Below are 16443 nucleotides of genomic sequence, written 5' to 3' on the forward strand. Positions count from 1 at the left end.
TCGTTCCCGAAGGCGGCGGTCTATAATCCTTGCGTGCAGGCAGGGCGTAAAGAGCTAAAGCGTTTGGCGATCGAGGCGGGTTTTGACCTCGCGGGCGTTGCACGTGCCGGAGCGCTTAGCGAGGCACACGATCGGCTTCTCGAATGGCTTGGCCGCGGCAATCACGCCGAAATGGCGTGGATGGCGCGCGAGCCCGAAAAGCGAAGCGACCCGCGGCTGCTTTTTCCCGGAGCAAAAACGGTGCTTTCCGTTGCGCTCAACTACTACACACCTCACACGCACTCCGCGGCACCCGATGCCGGCAAGATCTCACGCTATGCCTGGGGCGATGATTACCACGAAGTTTTGAAGGACAAGCTCATCACCCTGCTCGACCGGATCAAGGCCGAGTTTCCGGGAGCAGACGGCAAGGCGTGCGTCGATACGGCACCGGTACTCGAGAAGGCCTGGGCCGCGGCCGCGGGGCTCGGCTGGATCGGCAAGCACACTAACCTCATCACGCGAGAGCTGGGCTCATGGGTCTTTCTCGGCGAACTGATACTCGACATCGAAGCAGACAGCTACGACGAGCGGGCCGAGGACCATTGCGGCACATGCACCGCGTGCATCGATGCCTGCCCGACGGGTGCGATCACCGAGCCTTACGTCGTCGATTCGAACCTCTGCATCTCGTATGCAACCATCGAGCACCGCGGCGATGAATTTCCCGAATCGGTCGCCGACCGGCTCGATGACTGGCTTTACGGCTGCGATATTTGCCAGGAAGTTTGCCCCTGGAACCGCTTTGAGCAGCCGACCGCAGAAAAACGCTTCGAGCCCCGCAAAAATGAGACCGCTTTACCGTTCAATGAAATATTGGCGATGACGCCCGAGAGCTATGCCGAGCGCTTTCGCGGAAGCGCGATAAAGCGTGCAAAGCTCCCGGGCCTTAAGCGCAATGCAATGCAGCTTAATAAGGACAAAGAGAAAGATGAACTCGAAAAGTGACCTTATCCCAAATCTCCACCGCAGTTTTATTGTGGCTGCAATTCTCGTCTCGGCGTTTGCGGCCGGCACTTACGCCCAAACGCCCGCAAAGTCCGACGAGGCGAAAGCGAAAGCCGAGCTTCAGGAACTGCTCGACCTTCAGGCAAAGCTTCTGCGGATCGCTCGCGAGGACTACGAGAAAGAACCCCACAAGAGCTTCTTCAAGGCCAATGAGGCGAAGATCACCTACAGCGAACCCGCGGCCGAGTACTATGTCCGCTCCGAGCTCTTTTGGAAGCTTGAAGAGAAATACAAAGGTTCAAGAATCGGCGATGACATTGCCTGGGAAGCGGCTAAGAATCCGCTGCCCGGCGAATGCGAGGGGTATCTTAACTGTAATTTTTACGTTACGCGGATAACGCTCGGCGAGTATCTTTCGCGGTATCCTTCGGGCCTGCAAAAAGACGTCGTCATGCTCGAACTAAAGCAATATTTCGCAAGCATTGCCGATGAAGCAAAGAGCCCGGCAAGCTACACACCGCCGGAAGACGCCAGCGAAAAGGCCGAGGTCGCAAAGCTGCTTGGCGAGTTTGACGCGATCCTGAAAAAGGTCGAGCACCCGGATAAAGCGGCGGTCCTGGCGGACATCAAGCGGATCGCGGACGCCTTTAAGTAGGGCAGCCGGCCAAGGCATCATCTTGATTGTTGTATCATTAAGGTGATGCTGAGAGATGCCCACAACCGGACGATACGCGATCTTCGGATCTCGCTTACCGATCGGTGCAACTTTCGGTGTTTTTACTGCCTGCCGCACGGCGAACCGGCCTGGGCAAAGCGCGAAACGCTGCTCACCTTTGAAGAGATCACGCGGCTTTCTGCGATCTTTGTTTCGCTCGGTATCGAGAAAATAAGGCTAACCGGGGGCGAACCGCTCATCCGCCGCGACGTCCCGGTGCTCGTCAAGATGCTTTCGGGCTTGAAGCCGCAGCTCCGCGACCTTGCGCTCACAACCAACGGCTACGACTTCGAGCGCTACGCCGCCGACCTGAAAACTGCCGGCCTCGACCGCGTCACATTCAGCCTCGACAGCGTCCGCCCCGAACGCTTTCACGAGATAACCGGCTCGGATTCACTCGGCCGCGTTCTTTCATCTATCGAGACGGCCAAGAGGCTCGGCTTTCATCCAGTAAAGGTCAACGCCGTCATCGTCCGCGGGCGTAATGATGACGAGGTCGCCGAACTCGCAGGCTTCGCTCGCGAGAACGATGTATCGATGCGTTTCATCGAGTATATGCCGCTTGATTCGGGCCGGGAATGGGACCGCTCGCTGGTAGTTTCGGGGCGTGAGATACGCGAGAGGATCGAAAGCGAATTTCCGCTTGAGCTGAAAGAGCCCTCGCGGGGAAGCGAGACGGCGTGGAAGTTCCGCTTTGCCGATGGCTCGCCCGGCGAGGTCGGCATCATCGCTCCGGTAACGGAGATGTTCTGCGGCCAATGTTCCCGCATCCGCCTAACCGCCGATGGGCAGCTCCGCACCTGCCTTTTCTCAACTAAGGAACACGACCTGCTCGGGCCGCTCCGCTCCGGCATTAGTGACGATGAGATCGCCGACGTGATCAAGGCCGCCGCTCTGAAAAAAGAACCCCGCCATTACATCAACGACCCCGGCTTCATCCAACCCGACCGGACAATGAGTTTTATTGGGGGATAGCTCAGGGATTTAAAGCGAGTTCCAACAAACGCCTCCCGTGCACTATCGCGGCGATATTGATCTCATCATCAGTTACCTCGTAGATTATTCGATAGCTATATGCGAATAACTCACGGATCGAGTCATTGTCGAATTCGGGGACGACACGGCCAAGATGGGGATGATCGGATAAGATGTGAACCTTCTCTAGGATCGTTCGGACAACAGATCTCGCGTAACGTTCGGAATCATGTGCAATGTACGCTGCGATATCTTCAAGATCCTCCGTAGCACGCTCAGACCAGATGATCAATCGAGCCATTTGGAGAGCCTCTCTTCAACCTGCTCCTGTGTCAGCCCGCCGTCTCGCTTGATCGACTCGAGACCATTGCGAACTTTCTCCATCACATAGAGATGGTATTGGATGTCCTCAATGGTCGTATCGTCCGGCAAACGTTCCAACAATGAGCTAACTTCTTCCTTGATCGCAGACATGATCCCAATTATACAACAAATCTAGCCCTGCTTCCTGCCCATCATATCCAGCCCAACGGCAGCCACGAGGATCGAGCCTTTGATGATGTCCTGCATAAAGTCGCGGACGTTGAGGAGCGACATTCCGTTATCGAGGCTGGCCATCAACAGCGCGCCCAAGCAGGCGCCAAAGACGGTGCCACGGCCGCCCATCAGCGAGGCTCCGCCGATGACGCAGGCGGCGATGGCGTCGAGCTCCTTGAGCGTTCCCGCACTGGGTGCCGCGCTCCCGACGCGGGCGGTGTAGATCAATGCCGCGATGCCGGTCAGCGCGCCCAAGATGCCGTAAACCGCGATCACGTTTCGTGAGTTATTGATGCCCGAGAGCCTTGCCGCGTCGGCATTACCGCCGATGGCGTACAGGTAGCGGCCGAAGGTGGTCGAGCTCATCAAAAACGAGCCGGCAAGCGCGACAGTGACGAAGATCAGGACCGGGATCGGCACACCCTGATACGAATTCATCACCCAGATAAAAATGAGTATCGCGCCGATCGGAACCAGCGACTTAAGAAGCGCGGCCGCGAGGCTGCCCTCACCAAGGCCATATTCTTTGATCGCCCGCTGCGAGCGGATCGCCATCGCGATCACGAACGCGACCGCAATGCCCGCCAGCACCCAGCCGACCCACGCCGGAATGTTGCCCTGGCCGATCATCTTGAAGGTGTCGTCAGCTATCGGGACAGTGTTTCCGCCAAGTTGCCACTTCACCGCACCCCGCCAGGCGAGAAGGCCGCCGAGCGTTACGATGAATGCCGGAATGCCCGCCTTTGCCACCAGCACACCCTGAAATACACCGATGGCAATTCCGGCCAAAAGTGCAAGGCCGATGGCCACCGGGATCGGATACCCGAGGTTGGTCAGCGTAAAGGCCGCGATGCCGCCCGCAAGCCCGAGCACCGAGCCGACCGAGAGGTCGATGTTCGCCGAAACGATCAGCATCAGCATCCCGACGGCGATGATCCCGGTGACCGACATCTGCGTCATCAGGTTCGAGAGGTTCTGCGGCTTCAGGAAGGTTTGACCCGTCGCCCAGTGGAAATAACCCCAAATGACCGCCAGCACCGCGATCATCGCAAACGCCCTCAGCGACGACCCATCAACCAAGCCTGAAAGTTTGTTCTTCATTATGTGATCTTCGGTTCTTCGATTTCAGCGACGAATTGAGCAAACAGATCTCTGCGTCTTTGCGGCCTCCGCGATGAAAATGAGCTCGATCTTCGCCCGCGCTGAACCATCGAAAGACTCTGTCTCGCTACACACCCGTTGCCGCGGCCATTACCTTTTCCGGTGTTGCCTCTTCCCGCGTGAATTCGCCGCGGACGGTGCCTTCGTGGAGGACGATCACGCGGTCCGCGAGCCCGAGCACCTCCGGTAGTTCCGATGAAACGAGCACGATCGCGAGGCCCTCTTTCGCGAGTGCGTTTATCTCGGCGTATATCTCCTGCTTTGCCCCGACGTCGATGCCGCGGGTCGGTTCGTCGAGGAACAGCACCTTTGGCTCGGTCAGCAGCCATTTGCCGAGCACGACCTTCTGCTGATTGCCGCCCGAGAGCGTTCCGGCCACGGTCATCGGCGAGTTCGCCTTTATCCGGAGCTTCGCCATCGGCGAGGCCGCGGCCGCCGTTTCGCGTGCCCGGTGCGTAATGAAGCGGCCCGAGATGCGTTGAAGAGCCGCTAACGTCATGTTGTCGAGGATAGTTTGCTCGAGCAGAAGGCCGTACCGCTTTCGGTCCTCTGTAACGAACCCGATTCCGCGGCTGATCGCGTCCATCGGTTCGCTGATCTTCGCTTCGCTGCCCTCGATGAAAATGCTGCCCGAACTTTTTCCCGGATAAGACCCGAAGATCGACATCAGCAGTTCCGAACGGCCCGAGCCCATCAGGCCCGCGATCCCGAGCACTTCGCCTCGCCGCACCTTGAACGAGACGCTATCGACCAGTTTCTTGTCCGGCCGGTCGGTCGAATAGGCTGTGATGCCGCGGACCTCAAGCGCCGTCTCGCCGAGTTCATGCTTTGAGACCGGAAAAATATCGCCGACCTCGCGGCCGACCATCTCGGAAATTATCGTGTTCTTCGTCAGCCCGGCGGCGGCGTGCGTCGCGACCGTCCGGCCATCGCGGAGCACGGTCACGCGGTCGCTTAGCCGCAGAACCTCGTCGAGCTTATGCGAGATATAGATCATCCCGACGCCTCGTTTCTTGAGTCCGTCGAGAATGCCGAAAAGCGTCTCAACCTCAGATTCCGTCAGCGCCGCCGTCGGTTCATCGAGCACGACGATGCGGGCGTTCTGTGAAAGTGCCTTTGCTATCTCGACGAGCTGCTGCTGCCCGATGCCGAGATTGCCGGCCGCCACCCGCGGGTCGATGTCGAGCCCGAGATCGGTGAGCAACTTCGTCGCTTTGTGGTAAAGCTCTGACCAATTGATGATGCCGAGCGAGGCGGGCTCGCGGCCGAGGAAGATGTTCTCGCCGACCGAAAGTTCCTTAACGAGTGAAAGCTCCTGAAAGATGATCGCGATGCCCGCGGCTTCCGAATCGCGAATGCCGCGAAAGCTCGCCGGCCGGCCCTCGATCAATATCTCGCCCTCATAGCTCCCAGCCGGATAAACGCCCGAGAGCACCTTCATCAGCGTCGATTTCCCGGCGCCATTCTCGCCGACAAGTGCGTGAAACTCGCCCGCATCTAGCGTCAGGCTGACGCCGTCAAGTGCCCGGACGCCCGGAAACTCCTTGACGATCTCTCTCATTTCGAGAAGCGGCATAATGAACGAATCGATCTATGTAAAAGCTCTGGAAAATGCGGACGGGAACGATGAGATTTTACACGCCCGCCGCTATGTTTCCAAAGCCTGAACTCACCCCGCGGCCGCCGGGTTTTACCGCTGTTCGGGCAATACCTTATACTTGGTTGCTATGTCCGAACCAGTTGCCATTGAATCGATCCTGAGCGAGTCTCGCGTTTTTCCGCCGCCGGCCGATTTCGCCGCCGCGGCCCATATAAAAAGCTTTGCGGAATACGAACGGCTTTATGCCGAGGCGGAGGCTGACCCGCCGGCTTTTTGGGAAAAGCAGGCCGAGGAGCTTCATTGGTTTCGCCGTTGGGATAAGGTGCTTGAGTGGGAAGAGCCTTTTGCCAAATGGTTCGTCGGCGGGCGGCTGAATATCTCTTACAACTGCCTCGACCGCCACCTCACGACCTGGCGAAAGAACAAGGCCGCCATCATCTGGGAAGGCGAGCCCGGCGAGCAGCGGACGCTGACCTATCTGCAGCTTCACTCCGAGGTCTGCCGGTTCGCGAACGTCCTAAAAAAGCTCGGTGTCAAAACCGGCGACCGAGTCGCGCTTTACATGCCGCTTGTGCCGGAGCTCGCCATCGCGATGCTCGCCTGTGCCCGCATCGGCGCGACGCATACGGTCATCTTCGGCGGCTTCTCGGCAGATGCGATCGCGGACCGCGTCAACGACGGCCAGTGCAAACTCATCGTTACTGCCGACGGCGGTTACCGCCGCGGTGCGGAGATCACGCTTAAGAAGACGGTCGATGAGGCCGTCGCACAAACGCCTTCGGTCGAGAATGTCGTCGTCTCTCGCCGGACGGGCTCCAAGATCGAGATGCGGCCCGGCCGCGACCACTGGTGGCACGAGCTGATGCAAACGGTCAACTCCGATTGCCCGGCCGAGGAACTCGACTCTGAGCACCCGCTCTACATCCTTTATACCTCGGGCACGACCGGCAAGCCGAAGGGCATTCTGCACACGACCGGCGGCTACCTGACGCAGGCGGCCTACACGGCGAAAATGGTCTTTGACCTCAAGGACGAGGACGTTTATTGGTGCACCGCGGACATCGGTTGGGTAACCGGACATAGCTACGTCGTTTACGGCCCGATGGCGAACGGCGCGACGATCTTGATGTATGAAGGAGCGCCAAACCATCCGGGCTTTGACCGCTTTTGGGACATCATCGAGCGGCACAAGGTGACCATTCTCTACACCGCTCCGACCGCGATCCGAGCCTTCATCAAATGGGGCGAACAGTATCCGCTCAAGCACGACCTCTCGTCGCTGCGCTTGCTCGGCACCGTCGGCGAACCGATAAACCCAGAGGCGTGGATGTGGTATCACCAGGTGATCGGCAAGGGCCGCTGCCCAATCGTCGATACATGGTGGCAGACCGAGACGGGTGCGATCATGATCAGCCCGCTGCCCGGGGCAACGCCGACCGTGCCCGGAACGGCGACGCGGCCTCTGCCGGGAATTTTGGTCGATATCGTAACGAAAGCGGGCGTCCCGGTCGGCCCGGGCGAGGGCGGCTATCTGGTGATCAAGCACCCGTGGCCCTCGATGCTCCGGACCATCTGGGGCGACGACGAACGCTACAAAAAGACGTATTGGTCGGAGATCCCGAACCGCTACTTTGCCGGCGACGGCGCCCGCCGCGATGAGCACGGCTACTACTGGATAATGGGCCGCGTTGACGACGTGATAAACGTCAGCGGACATCGGCTCGGGACCGCCGAGATCGAATCGGCACTCGTCTCGCACGAAACGGTCGCCGAAGCGGCGGTCGTCGGCAGGCCGGATGAACTGAAAGGCCAGGCGATCTCGGCATTCGTTACGCTCGAGGGCGGACGGACCGGCGGCGAGGAACTGAAAGAAGCGCTCCGCGCCCACGTCGCAAAAGAGATCGGCGCACTCGCAAAGCCCGACGACATCCGGTTCACCGATTCGCTGCCGAAGACTCGCTCGGGCAAAATAATGCGCCGCCTGCTCCGCGAGATCGCCTCCGGCGCAACCATCGCCGGCGACGTAACAACGCTTGAAGATTTTTCAGTGCTAGAGAAACTAAGGGAAGACGAAGAATGAAAAACTCCGGAGGCTCGATAGCTTTGTGAACTCTGTGTCCTGTCTCTGTGTGCTCTGTGTTTAGAGATCCGGCGGCGCTCGATCAATGCTTTTTCGCCGAAGCGATCGCTGCTTGTATATCAAGCATGTTCAATGATGGGTAATCTGATAGGATCTCGTCGGTTGTGACGCCGGCGGCAAGGTTGTCCAAAATGTCCGAGACCATTATCCTTGTGTCTTTAATGCAGGCCTTGCCGTGGCAGATATTCGGGTCAATTGATATTCCATCGCGCCAGTTCATTTAACGAGAAGTTTACTAGAGCGGACTCTGATTTGCGATAATATTCTTCGAGGCGAAGCCGCAGGACGACCAATGGCCGATAACGCGAAAGACAAATTAGCAGGCGAACTTGCCGAGGCGGGCCGCGAGTTTTACCGCCGCGGCTGGGTTCTTGGAACGAGCGGCAATTTCAGCATGCTGCTCGCTCGCCGGCCGCTCCGCATTTCGGTTACGGCCAGCGGCATCGAAAAGGGCAACCTCGACGAGACGAACTTCCTCGAGCTTGATGACGATGCCGAAATCCTACAGGGCTTCGGAAAGCCCTCGGCCGAGACGCTGCTTCACCTTTGCATTTACAGGCATGTGCCGCGGGCCCGCTCTATCCTGCACACGCATTCGGTCTGGGGCACTATACTCTCGGATCATTTTTACGAATCGGGTTTTATCGAGATAGAAGGCTACGAGATGCTCAAGGGCCTCTCGGGCGTTGCGACCCATGAACACCGTGAACGCGTGCCGATAGTCGATAACTCGCAGGATTACGTCGCGCTCTCGCACGTCATCGAGAATGTGCTCCGCGAGAATCCGGAATGCCACGGCATCTACCTCCGCCGCCATGGCCTCTACACCTGGGGCGAAACGGTCGCCGACGCAAAACGGCACGTGGAGATATTTGAGTTTTTGTTCGAGGTGCTGGGGAGGAGCTTAAGATAACGGACTATGTACTCTGGGGATGAAACGGCAGAACAGATGCGAGAGCGGCGAGCAGCCGTTAAGAAACAGTACGGCCGGTTTTTCGAGCAGGTTTCCGAGATTCTATTTCGTAACGATCCGATCGGCATTAATTTTGAGGACAACACAGACGAATATGAGCCCGAGGTAGAGACGATTCTGCCGCGTCTTAGAGAATGTAATTCACCTGAAGACGTTCTGTTAGTTGTTCATGAGGAATTCCGTAAATGGTTCAACGGCGACGCAGGCCCCAGAACAAAATACACCCAGATTTCGCAAGAGATTTGGGACGCATGGCAAAGAAGCGAATTGAAAAGTAAAACATGGCAATAGTGGATGTTCCAAAAAGAGCGTTGCGGCTCACCGAGGTGGGCGAGATTACGGAGTATCTCGGGGCGATCGGCATTGACTATGAACGATGGGACAACATCGCCGAGCTCGGGCCGGACGCGAGCGATGAGGAGATCCTTGTGTTCTATTCCGATGAGATCGAAGAGCTGAAAGCAAAGGGCGGCTATGTCACGGCAGATGTAATCAACGTAACGCCCGAAACGCCCGGCCTCGAAGCCATGCTCGCGAAGTTCGATAAAGAGCATTGGCACGATGAAGACGAAGTGCGGTTCATCGTCCGCGGCCACGGCCTTTTCCACATCGCACCCGAGGGCGGCGATGTCGTTTCGATAGAGATGGAGGCCGGCGACCTGATCCGCGTTCCGCGAGGCACACGGCATTGGTTCAATCTCTGCGGCGACCGGACCGTACGCGCGATCCGCCTCTTTCAGGACATGTCCGGCTGGACGCCGCACTACACAAGTTCCGGCGTCGATTCGGGCTTTGAACCGATGTGCTTCGGCGGCAATTACATTCCATTGGGCGTAAAGTAACTTCACCACGGAGGCACGGAGGCACGGAGAGCACAGAGTATTTTCTCGCCACGGTCTCAGTGTGTTCTGTGGCAATAAATGACCAAAGCAATACTCCTCGACATCGAAGGCACGACGACCCCGATCGACTTTGTCCATCGGACGCTTTTCCCTTACGCCCGTGCCCGCGTCGCGGGTTATGTGTCGGAGAATTTCGCGTCGCTCCGAAGCGAGATCGCCGAGCTTGCCGCCGAGGCCGAGGCGGACGAGAGCTACACGAAAGCGTTCGACAAAACGTCGACGAACGCGGTGACAGAATACCTCCAGCATCTCATTGATGCCGACCGCAAATCGACGCCGCTCAAGTTCATCCAAGGCCTCATCTGGGAACGCGGATACGCCGCAGGCGAACTCGTCGGGGAGGTCTTCCCGGATGTGCCGCCCGCCCTTGAACGCTGGAAGGCGGCGGGCAAGCTCATCGCCATCTATTCCTCCGGCAGCGTCTTGGCGCAAAAGCTGATCTTCAGCCACACAGCCGAGGGCGATCTTTCCCGCCACATCGACCGCTATTTTGACACCAATATCGGCCACAAGCGTGAGGCGGAAAGCTATCGCCGCATCGCAGAGGAGCTTGAGATCGAGCCCGCCGAGGTCCTCTTCATTTCCGACATCGCCGAGGAGATCGCCGCCGCCGCGGAGTCAGGAATGCAGGTTCTGCTTTCCGTCCGTCCCGGTAATTCTCCCGTCGCGGAAAGCAATTTCGAGAGGATCGATTCATTCGACCAAGTCGCCGCTTAACTCATTCGAAATATAGGTGGTAGTGCTTTGCACAGCCGGGGTTAAACTCGCGTTCGCAGGCCGGGCAAAGATTTTCGCAGGCAAGATAATCCTCGATCGAAAGTTCCGCACCGCAACCGCCGCAGAGTATCGCTTTTTCTGCACGTTCCGCCAGCGGCCAAACGGCCGGCTCGTGGCCCGCGACCTCCGCATGGCAGTCAAAGCAGGGATACCAGCGGCCGCAGCACTTGAACTTGATCGCGATTATGTCCAGCGGGCTGTGCCAATGCCCGCACCGCGTTTCGCCGTCGACCTCAACGCCGTAAACCTCTTTCCCATGTACCAGCCGCACGCCTTTCATCTCCTCTCTTGATTACGATAGTATGAAATAAAGTACGAACCGAAAGGGATATTTCATTTATGGCAGAAAACGGGCTTGAAACGGCAACTCTCGCGGCGGGATGTTTTTGGTGTGTTGAGGCGGTCTTTGACGACCTCAAGGGCGTTCACGACGTCGTCTCCGGTTACTCGGGCGGGCACAAAGAAAACCCGACCTATCAGGAGGTCTGCTCCGAAACCACCGGCCACGCCGAGGTCGTCCAGATCACGTTCGACCCCGCTGAACTCTCATATGCGGACCTGCTTCGCGTCTTCTTTTCCGTCCACGATCCGACACAGCTTAACCGCCAGGGCAACGACATCGGCACCTCGTATCGCTCGGCGATCTTTTATCATTCAGAAGAGCAGAAACAGACCGCCCACGAGATCATCGACGAGGTCACGCAAGAGGGCATTTACGACGGCAAGATCGTCACCGAGGTGACCGCCTTCGATAAATTCTGGCCGGCTGAGGATTACCACCAAGAATACTTTGCCAATAACCCCAATCAGCCCTATTGCGCCGCTGTCGTCGCGCCAAAGGTCGTGAAGTTTCGCCAAAAATTCGCCGCCCGCCTCAAAAAATGAGCTGTGAAAATTATTGATTTACGATGAAAAATACCGTTTGACAATGTTGATCGGTCGCTGATATCCTTTCCCTATCCTCCCAATTCATCCAACCTTGCTCGATTTGCTCCGCAACGAGCTAGTCATCTCCAAGCTCAACCCAACTTCTTTCTCCGCCATTTACTCCGATGCCGCAAAGCAAAAACCTAACCTCGCAATTCAGTGTCTTCTTTCTCGCAGCCGGTCTTCTGCTAACGATTAGCCTGCTCTACATCGCCAATGATTCACAGGCGCAAGAGGTCCGTTTCGAAAAGGAGACCGCCGAGTTTTCTCTTTCTGCCGATGACTTAGCCGGAGCCATTTCGGGCCGTGTCTTTCAGGATTTCAACGGCAACGGGCTATTCGAAAGCTCCGGTGGCACCGCGGCTGTGCCTACCGCAATAGACGTCGGCGTCGCAGGCGTAACAGTTTCTGCCTATGACTCGGCCGGGGTTCTACGCGGGACGGCAGTAACAGCGGCCAATGGCACCTATACGCTAAACGCGACCGGCACCGGACCGTACCGGATCGAGTTCACGGGCCTGCCGGCCGGTTTTCGACCCTCGGCCAGAAGCGCGGCTTCGGTCAATGGGAATACGGCAACGACGGCCGGTTCTACAGTGCACTTTGTTCAGGATGGCAATACGTCGAACGTCAACCTAGCACTTAATCGTCCCGGCGACTTTTGTGCGAATAATCCGGAGATCTGCTCGCAGCTTTATGGCTTCGGCGGTGCCACGCAGCCCGAAGCCCTATTTACGATTCCCTACACCGGCGGCAGCACACGAACCACCGGCGGCAACCCGGTCACCGACTTTACTTCGCCTGGCAATACCTCACTTGCGACCACCGATGACGTCGGCACGACCTTTGGGCTTGCTTATCATCGGGCGACGCGGCGTATCTTTGCGGCTTCCTACATGAAAAAGCACGCGAAGTTCGGCCCCGGCGGCCCTGGTGCGATCTATCAGTATGACCGAAACACGAATGCCGTCAACGAATTCGTAAACCTGAATACGGTCTTTGGCCCGGGAACGGCAGGCACAGACCCGCACAATCCGCTCGATTACAACACCGATAACGGCCAGACCACTTGGAACGCTGTTGGAAAGATCTCGTTCGGCGGCATCGCTCTGAATGCGGATGAAACATTTCTCTACGCGATGAACCTGAACGACCGGCGTCTCTATCGCATTCCTACGTCCGGCCCGCTCAATTCGACCACCATCACGAGCTATCCGTTCCCAACCACGATGCCGAGCTGCACGGTTGCATCCGAGGTGAGGCCCTTCGCGGTGACCTGGTACGAAGGCACGGTTTACGTTGGCGCGGTCTGTTCGCGTGAAACAGCAGGAGGGGCGATCTCAACCAATCTCCGTGCGTACGTTTACGCCTTCGATCCGGTGACGAATACCTTTGCCGCGACGCCAAGCATCAACATTCAGCTCAATTACCCGCGGGCCGAGACCGACCCCGGTTACGGTGCCGCATGGCGGAACTGGCGTGCGACCTACACGACCATCAGCACTTCGCACTTCATCTATCCTCAGCCGATGGTGACAGATATCGACTTTGACCGCGGCAATATGGTGCTTTCGCTTCGCGACCGCAACGGCGACCAATCGGGCTACAACAGCGCAAGCAACCCGAACAATCCGTCGCAGCTCTTCAAGGGCATCACCGCGGGAGATATGCTGCGGCTCTGCGGCAACCCGACCTCGGGTTGGACGCTTGAAGCCAACGGCCGCTGCGGCGGCATCGGGAACGCGCCGCAGAACACGGACGAAGGCCCTGGAAACGGCGAATATTACTACCAAGACAACTATCACCCGAACGGCAATCCGCACGACGAGGTCGCACTCGGCGGGGCATCGCAGATACCGGGCCATTCCGTACTCGTTGCGACCATCTTCGACCCGGTCTATATCCCGAACGACAATATCTATGATGCCGGTGGTTTTCGGTGGTTTGTGAACAACACCGGAGCTCAGAATCGCGGCTATCTCGCTTACTCGTTCAGCGATTTCGGCAAGGCGAACGGCATCGGCAACGTTGTTCCTCTGTGCGAGGCGGCCCCGATCGAGGTCGGAAACCGAATCTGGTTCGATGCCAACTCTAACGGCGTGCAGGACCCCGGCGAGGGCCCGATCGCCGGGGTGACCGTCAATCTTTATCAAGGCTCAACCCTTGTCGGGACAGCAGTGACCGACGCGAACGGCGAGTACTATTTCGTCCCGGGAACCACGGTTGACCCAAACCCGACCGACCACATCGGCATCGTGAACGGCGGCCTCGCTTTCGGGACATCCTATCAGATCAGGCTAGACAATTTGTCCAATTTTCTCATCGGCGGGCCGCTCTTTGGCCGCTGGATCACGACCGCGGATCAAACGTCGCAGGCCGGCGACGACGAAGCCACCGATTCGGACGCAACGGCAGCGACGAATATGCCCGGTTCGCCGCTTGGTACGTTTCCGGTCGTCAGCTTTACCACCGGCGGGCCTGGCGAGAACGACCATCGCTTCGACATCGGCTTCGCTACGCTGGCCCCATCGTCGTCAAACGTATCGGTGGAGGGCCGTGTGATGACGGCAAATGGTTTGGGAATTCCGAATGCTTCGGTCGTGATCTTCGATGCCGAGGGAAACACCTGGAGTGTGCTTACGGGCAGCTTCGGCTACTTCAATTTCGAGGGGATACCCGCCGGCCAGACCGTATTTGTTTCCGTGCGTGCCCGCGGCCATGTTTTCAAGCAGCCGATCCAAACGATCACAACGAACGACGAGCTGAACGTCGTCGAATTCATCGCATCCGAATAGCCGCCGGGTCGTCGCTTTAGATCTTACCGAAGAGCATCAGGATGCCGATGATTATGAACGCGACGGCGACTATCCGCTGAAGCCATTCAGTAGGTACATATTGGCTAAGCACGCCGCCGAACAAGACCGCAAGTAGCGATACAAGAACGAGAGCGAGGCTCGCCCCGAGGAAAACGGCGAGCTTCGACTCCGTTTTTGCCGTTAGGACGATGATCGCGAGCTGCGTCTTATCGCCAAGCTCGGCCAGGAAAAGCGTCAGAAAAGCGGTGCCGAAAATCTTCAGGTCCATGCAATCAGTCTAGCCGAGCCGTGCGGCACGTCAAGCCGAACAAATCTTTACACTCGCCGCCGACTTTTTGCCGAGCATTCGCATCAAAATGTTTTCCGCAAAAGGAGAACATTTACCATGAAAAAATCAGTATTTATCTTCGCGGCCATCGCACTCGCCTCGGCCGCCGCATTTGCACAGAAAGCACCGAACTTTGCGGGCACCTGGACGCTCGATAAGGAGCGATCGGAGCTTAACGAACGCACGCGGATCGAGACGATGAAGATGACCGTTGCGCAGACCGCAGATTCGCTTGAGGTGGCGACCGAGACCAAGCGCTCGGCACCCGAAGGCGGCGGTCGCGGCGGGATGGGTGGAGGCCGATTTGGCGGCGGCGACGGCAAGTTTACCTACAGCCTGACCGAACGCGAGACCACCACCGAACAAGCTACGCCCCGCGGCCCCGTGCCCGTAACGCTCAGCGCAAAGCTCGAAGGAGCGACGCTCAAGCTCACCCAGAAACGCACCTTCTCCGGCCAGATGGGCGAGATCACCGCCACATCAAGCGAAGAATGGTCGCTCTCCGCCGACGGCAAAACGCTGACCGTAAAACGCTCGCTCGCCGGCCCGATGGGCACCAACACCTCGACCCTAGTCTTCACAAAACAATGATCGCAATCCACAAGCCCGCCGCGTTAGCAAGGCCCGCTTTGCAGAAGCCCGCACGTAAGTAAGGGCGGTTCATCGGAGCTAATCTTCACCCGTCCCGTGATCGCACAGGCGGAAACCCGACCGGTAGGGAGGGGGTCTCTTGGAATGATGAATAATGAACGATGAATGTAGAGTCCCTGTTCTGAGTTCCCTCTATTGCCCGGATTCCGCATTCATCATTCCGAATTCCGCATTCGGGTCTGTCCCGGCTTTAGCCGGCTTGCGGTGCGGGCGGGTTCCGCCGTCGCCGAAGGTGACGAAGATAATAGCCCGGGGTGAAACCCCGGGTTTGGGTGGCCACCAACCCGCTCCCTGTAAGGGAGCAAGATCTTCCACCCGCCCGTCTGTGTCGGAGGCCCGACGTCAGAAAGGGCTCAAAACCCAAGTCGGATCCTTGAACGCGGTGCCAGTACTTGCCGATGCTCTGTTCGAGCGCGTTCTCGACCTCGACCTGCTTGTTCTCCGCGTCGTAGATGAACGAGCGGCCCTGCGGGTCGGCGATGACATTTCCGGCAGCGTCGTAAGCCCAGCCCTGGCCCGCGGCCATTCGGTTGTCCGAGGCGTTTAGATCCGGATTGAGCATCTTCTTGTCCGCCTCGCAAACGACCATCGTGCTGCCGTCCACACAACCCTTCGGCAAAGTCGTGGTCAGGCTCTCGTTAAAGTTCCGGTTGCCGTAACGGTCGAAAGTATAGGTCTGGTTCCAGTTCACCGTCGCTCCGGTTTTCTCCTCCGCCGAAGTGATCCGGTTCAGCATGTCATAGCCGTACTTCTGATCAAAGACCAGTTCGCCCTCAACGGCTAGCCGCCGATACGACTCGGTTGTGAAGCGAACAAAGGCCGATAAAGAAACGCAAGGTCTGACCACTCAAGTTCTTGAGCCCCACATCAAGGCACGAATTGCAATATCGCAGGCCTGACCCCGTTGTTTCCCGACTTAGTGATCGTAAACGTACCGCCGGATTGATCCGACAC

At 58.0% G+C, this 16443-nt stretch carries 19 protein-coding genes; 11 read left to right on the forward strand and 8 right to left on the reverse strand.

Annotated elements, in window-relative coordinates:
• Positions 1 to 33: 33 nt before the first annotated feature.
• From queG to moaA, 3 genes are read left to right on the forward strand one after another with little or no spacing between them, the layout of a single operon-like run.
• On the forward strand, positions 34 to 987 hold the full coding sequence (gene queG / locus IPM21_05510) for a tRNA epoxyqueuosine(34) reductase QueG (protein ID MBK9163361.1): 954 nt from the start codon (positions 34 to 36) through the stop codon (positions 985 to 987).
• Entirely contained in the window at positions 971 to 1642 is a 672-nt protein-coding gene (locus tag IPM21_05515; GenBank protein ID MBK9163362.1) for a hypothetical protein, read from the forward strand. The genes queG and IPM21_05515 overlap by 17 nt, the downstream gene beginning before the upstream one ends.
• Before the next feature lie 45 nt (positions 1643 to 1687).
• A complete protein-coding gene (gene moaA, locus IPM21_05520; protein MBK9163363.1) occupies positions 1688 to 2677 on the forward strand; it encodes a GTP 3',8-cyclase MoaA in 990 nt (329 codons plus the stop codon).
• Position 2678: 1 nt separating this feature from the next.
• Here the strand turns inward: moaA and IPM21_05525 are convergent, their stop codons facing one another.
• The 4 genes from IPM21_05525 to IPM21_05540 all read right to left on the reverse strand — a co-directional run bounded on the left by IPM21_05525 (position 2679) and on the right by IPM21_05540 (position 5951).
• Positions 2679 to 2978, reverse strand: a complete 300-nt coding sequence (locus IPM21_05525; protein ID MBK9163364.1) for a type II toxin-antitoxin system RelE/ParE family toxin — start codon at positions 2976 to 2978, stop codon at positions 2679 to 2681.
• On the reverse strand, positions 2966 to 3151 hold the full coding sequence (locus IPM21_05530; GenBank protein MBK9163365.1) for a hypothetical protein: 186 nt from the start codon (positions 3149 to 3151) through the stop codon (positions 2966 to 2968). Before IPM21_05530 ends, IPM21_05525 begins: the two co-directional genes overlap by 13 nt.
• Positions 3152 to 3172: 21 nt before the next feature.
• Entirely contained in the window at positions 3173 to 4315 is a 1143-nt protein-coding gene (locus IPM21_05535; GenBank protein MBK9163366.1) for a sugar ABC transporter permease, read from the reverse strand.
• Positions 4316 to 4442: 127 nt separating this feature from the next.
• Positions 4443 to 5951, reverse strand: a complete 1509-nt coding sequence (locus IPM21_05540; GenBank protein MBK9163367.1) for a xylose ABC transporter ATP-binding protein — start codon at positions 5949 to 5951, stop codon at positions 4443 to 4445.
• A 151-nt stretch (positions 5952 to 6102) separates the two neighbouring features.
• Between IPM21_05540 and acs the strand changes: the two genes are divergently transcribed.
• Complete coding sequence (acs, locus tag IPM21_05545; protein MBK9163368.1) at positions 6103 to 8055, forward strand: acetate--CoA ligase; 1953 nt, start codon at positions 6103 to 6105, stop codon at positions 8053 to 8055.
• A gap of 82 nt (positions 8056 to 8137) precedes the next feature.
• Here the strand turns inward: acs and IPM21_05550 are convergent, their stop codons facing one another.
• Complete coding sequence (locus IPM21_05550; GenBank protein MBK9163369.1) at positions 8138 to 8335, reverse strand: DUF433 domain-containing protein; 198 nt, start codon at positions 8333 to 8335, stop codon at positions 8138 to 8140.
• A 72-nt stretch (positions 8336 to 8407) separates the two neighbouring features.
• On the opposite strand from IPM21_05550, the gene mtnB reads away from it, so the two are divergent.
• The 4 genes from mtnB to mtnC all read left to right on the forward strand — a co-directional run bounded on the left by mtnB (position 8408) and on the right by mtnC (position 10707).
• Positions 8408 to 9028 (forward strand): methylthioribulose 1-phosphate dehydratase, encoded by a 621-nt coding sequence (mtnB, locus tag IPM21_05555; protein ID MBK9163370.1) that lies wholly within the window; start codon positions 8408 to 8410, stop codon positions 9026 to 9028.
• 36 nt (positions 9029 to 9064) lie between these two features.
• Complete coding sequence (locus IPM21_05560) at positions 9065 to 9379, forward strand: hypothetical protein (protein MBK9163371.1); 315 nt, start codon at positions 9065 to 9067, stop codon at positions 9377 to 9379.
• The gene (locus tag IPM21_05565) at positions 9370 to 9930 is read left to right on the forward strand and encodes a cupin domain-containing protein (GenBank protein ID MBK9163372.1); all 561 of its coding nucleotides are present in this window, start codon (positions 9370 to 9372) and stop codon (positions 9928 to 9930) included. Before IPM21_05560 ends, IPM21_05565 begins: the two co-directional genes overlap by 10 nt.
• A gap of 78 nt (positions 9931 to 10008) precedes the next feature.
• Positions 10009 to 10707 carry an acireductone synthase gene (mtnC, locus tag IPM21_05570; GenBank protein MBK9163373.1) on the forward strand — a complete coding sequence of 233 codons (699 nt, stop codon included), beginning with the start codon at positions 10009 to 10011 and terminating at the stop codon, positions 10705 to 10707.
• A gap of 1 nt (position 10708) precedes the next feature.
• On the opposite strand, the gene IPM21_05575 is transcribed toward mtnC, so the two are convergent.
• Positions 10709 to 11047, reverse strand: a complete 339-nt coding sequence (locus IPM21_05575; protein ID MBK9163374.1) for a hypothetical protein — start codon at positions 11045 to 11047, stop codon at positions 10709 to 10711.
• Between the two features lie 59 nt (positions 11048 to 11106).
• On the opposite strand from IPM21_05575, the gene msrA reads away from it, so the two are divergent.
• Both msrA and IPM21_05585 read left to right on the forward strand, forming a co-directional pair.
• On the forward strand, positions 11107 to 11652 hold the full coding sequence (gene msrA, locus IPM21_05580) for a peptide-methionine (S)-S-oxide reductase MsrA (protein ID MBK9163375.1): 546 nt from the start codon (positions 11107 to 11109) through the stop codon (positions 11650 to 11652).
• 167 nt (positions 11653 to 11819) lie between these two features.
• Positions 11820 to 14489 (forward strand): carboxypeptidase regulatory-like domain-containing protein, encoded by a 2670-nt coding sequence (locus IPM21_05585; GenBank protein MBK9163376.1) that lies wholly within the window; start codon positions 11820 to 11822, stop codon positions 14487 to 14489.
• A 16-nt stretch (positions 14490 to 14505) separates the two neighbouring features.
• Here the strand turns inward: IPM21_05585 and IPM21_05590 are convergent, their stop codons facing one another.
• Complete coding sequence (locus IPM21_05590) at positions 14506 to 14778, reverse strand: TMEM165/GDT1 family protein (protein MBK9163377.1); 273 nt, start codon at positions 14776 to 14778, stop codon at positions 14506 to 14508.
• A 117-nt stretch (positions 14779 to 14895) separates the two neighbouring features.
• Between IPM21_05590 and IPM21_05595 the strand changes: the two genes are divergently transcribed.
• Positions 14896 to 15429, forward strand: coding sequence for a hypothetical protein (locus tag IPM21_05595; GenBank protein ID MBK9163378.1), 534 nt, complete (start codon positions 14896 to 14898; stop codon positions 15427 to 15429).
• Positions 15430 to 15679: 250 nt separating this feature from the next.
• Here IPM21_05595 and IPM21_05600 read toward each other — a convergent pair whose 3' ends face one another.
• On the reverse strand, positions 15680 to 16336 hold the full coding sequence (locus tag IPM21_05600; protein MBK9163379.1) for a hypothetical protein: 657 nt from the start codon (positions 16334 to 16336) through the stop codon (positions 15680 to 15682).
• Positions 16337 to 16443 lie beyond the last annotated feature (107 nt).

Source organism: Acidobacteriota bacterium (assembly GCA_016716435.1).
Lineage (GTDB): Bacteria > Acidobacteriota > Blastocatellia > Pyrinomonadales > Pyrinomonadaceae > OLB17.

Excerpts from the sequence above, each read along its gene's own strand:
- IPM21_05515 (MBK9163362.1), top strand. The coding sequence starts at position 971 with ATGAACTCGAAAAGTGACCTTATCCCAAATCTCCACCGCAGTTTTATT.
- moaA (MBK9163363.1), top strand. The coding sequence starts at position 1,688 with ATGCTGAGAGATGCCCACAACCGGACGATACGCGATCTTCGGATCTCG.
- IPM21_05525 (MBK9163364.1), bottom strand. The coding sequence starts at position 2,978 with ATGGCTCGATTGATCATCTGGTCTGAGCGTGCTACGGAGGATCTTGAA.
- IPM21_05530 (MBK9163365.1), bottom strand. The coding sequence starts at position 3,151 with ATGTCTGCGATCAAGGAAGAAGTTAGCTCATTGTTGGAACGTTTGCCG.
- IPM21_05535 (MBK9163366.1), bottom strand. The coding sequence starts at position 4,315 with ATGAAGAACAAACTTTCAGGCTTGGTTGATGGGTCGTCGCTGAGGGCG.
- IPM21_05540 (MBK9163367.1), bottom strand. The coding sequence starts at position 5,951 with ATGCCGCTTCTCGAAATGAGAGAGATCGTCAAGGAGTTTCCGGGCGTC.
- acs (MBK9163368.1), top strand. The coding sequence starts at position 6,103 with ATGTCCGAACCAGTTGCCATTGAATCGATCCTGAGCGAGTCTCGCGTT.
- IPM21_05550 (MBK9163369.1), bottom strand. The coding sequence starts at position 8,335 with ATGAACTGGCGCGATGGAATATCAATTGACCCGAATATCTGCCACGGC.
- mtnB (MBK9163370.1), top strand. The coding sequence starts at position 8,408 with ATGGCCGATAACGCGAAAGACAAATTAGCAGGCGAACTTGCCGAGGCG.
- IPM21_05560 (MBK9163371.1), top strand. The coding sequence starts at position 9,065 with ATGCGAGAGCGGCGAGCAGCCGTTAAGAAACAGTACGGCCGGTTTTTC.
- IPM21_05565 (MBK9163372.1), top strand. The coding sequence starts at position 9,370 with ATGGCAATAGTGGATGTTCCAAAAAGAGCGTTGCGGCTCACCGAGGTG.
- mtnC (MBK9163373.1), top strand. The coding sequence starts at position 10,009 with ATGACCAAAGCAATACTCCTCGACATCGAAGGCACGACGACCCCGATC.
- IPM21_05575 (MBK9163374.1), bottom strand. The coding sequence starts at position 11,047 with ATGAAAGGCGTGCGGCTGGTACATGGGAAAGAGGTTTACGGCGTTGAG.
- msrA (MBK9163375.1), top strand. The coding sequence starts at position 11,107 with ATGGCAGAAAACGGGCTTGAAACGGCAACTCTCGCGGCGGGATGTTTT.
- IPM21_05585 (MBK9163376.1), top strand. The coding sequence starts at position 11,820 with ATGCCGCAAAGCAAAAACCTAACCTCGCAATTCAGTGTCTTCTTTCTC.
- IPM21_05590 (MBK9163377.1), bottom strand. The coding sequence starts at position 14,778 with ATGGACCTGAAGATTTTCGGCACCGCTTTTCTGACGCTTTTCCTGGCC.
- IPM21_05595 (MBK9163378.1), top strand. The coding sequence starts at position 14,896 with ATGAAAAAATCAGTATTTATCTTCGCGGCCATCGCACTCGCCTCGGCC.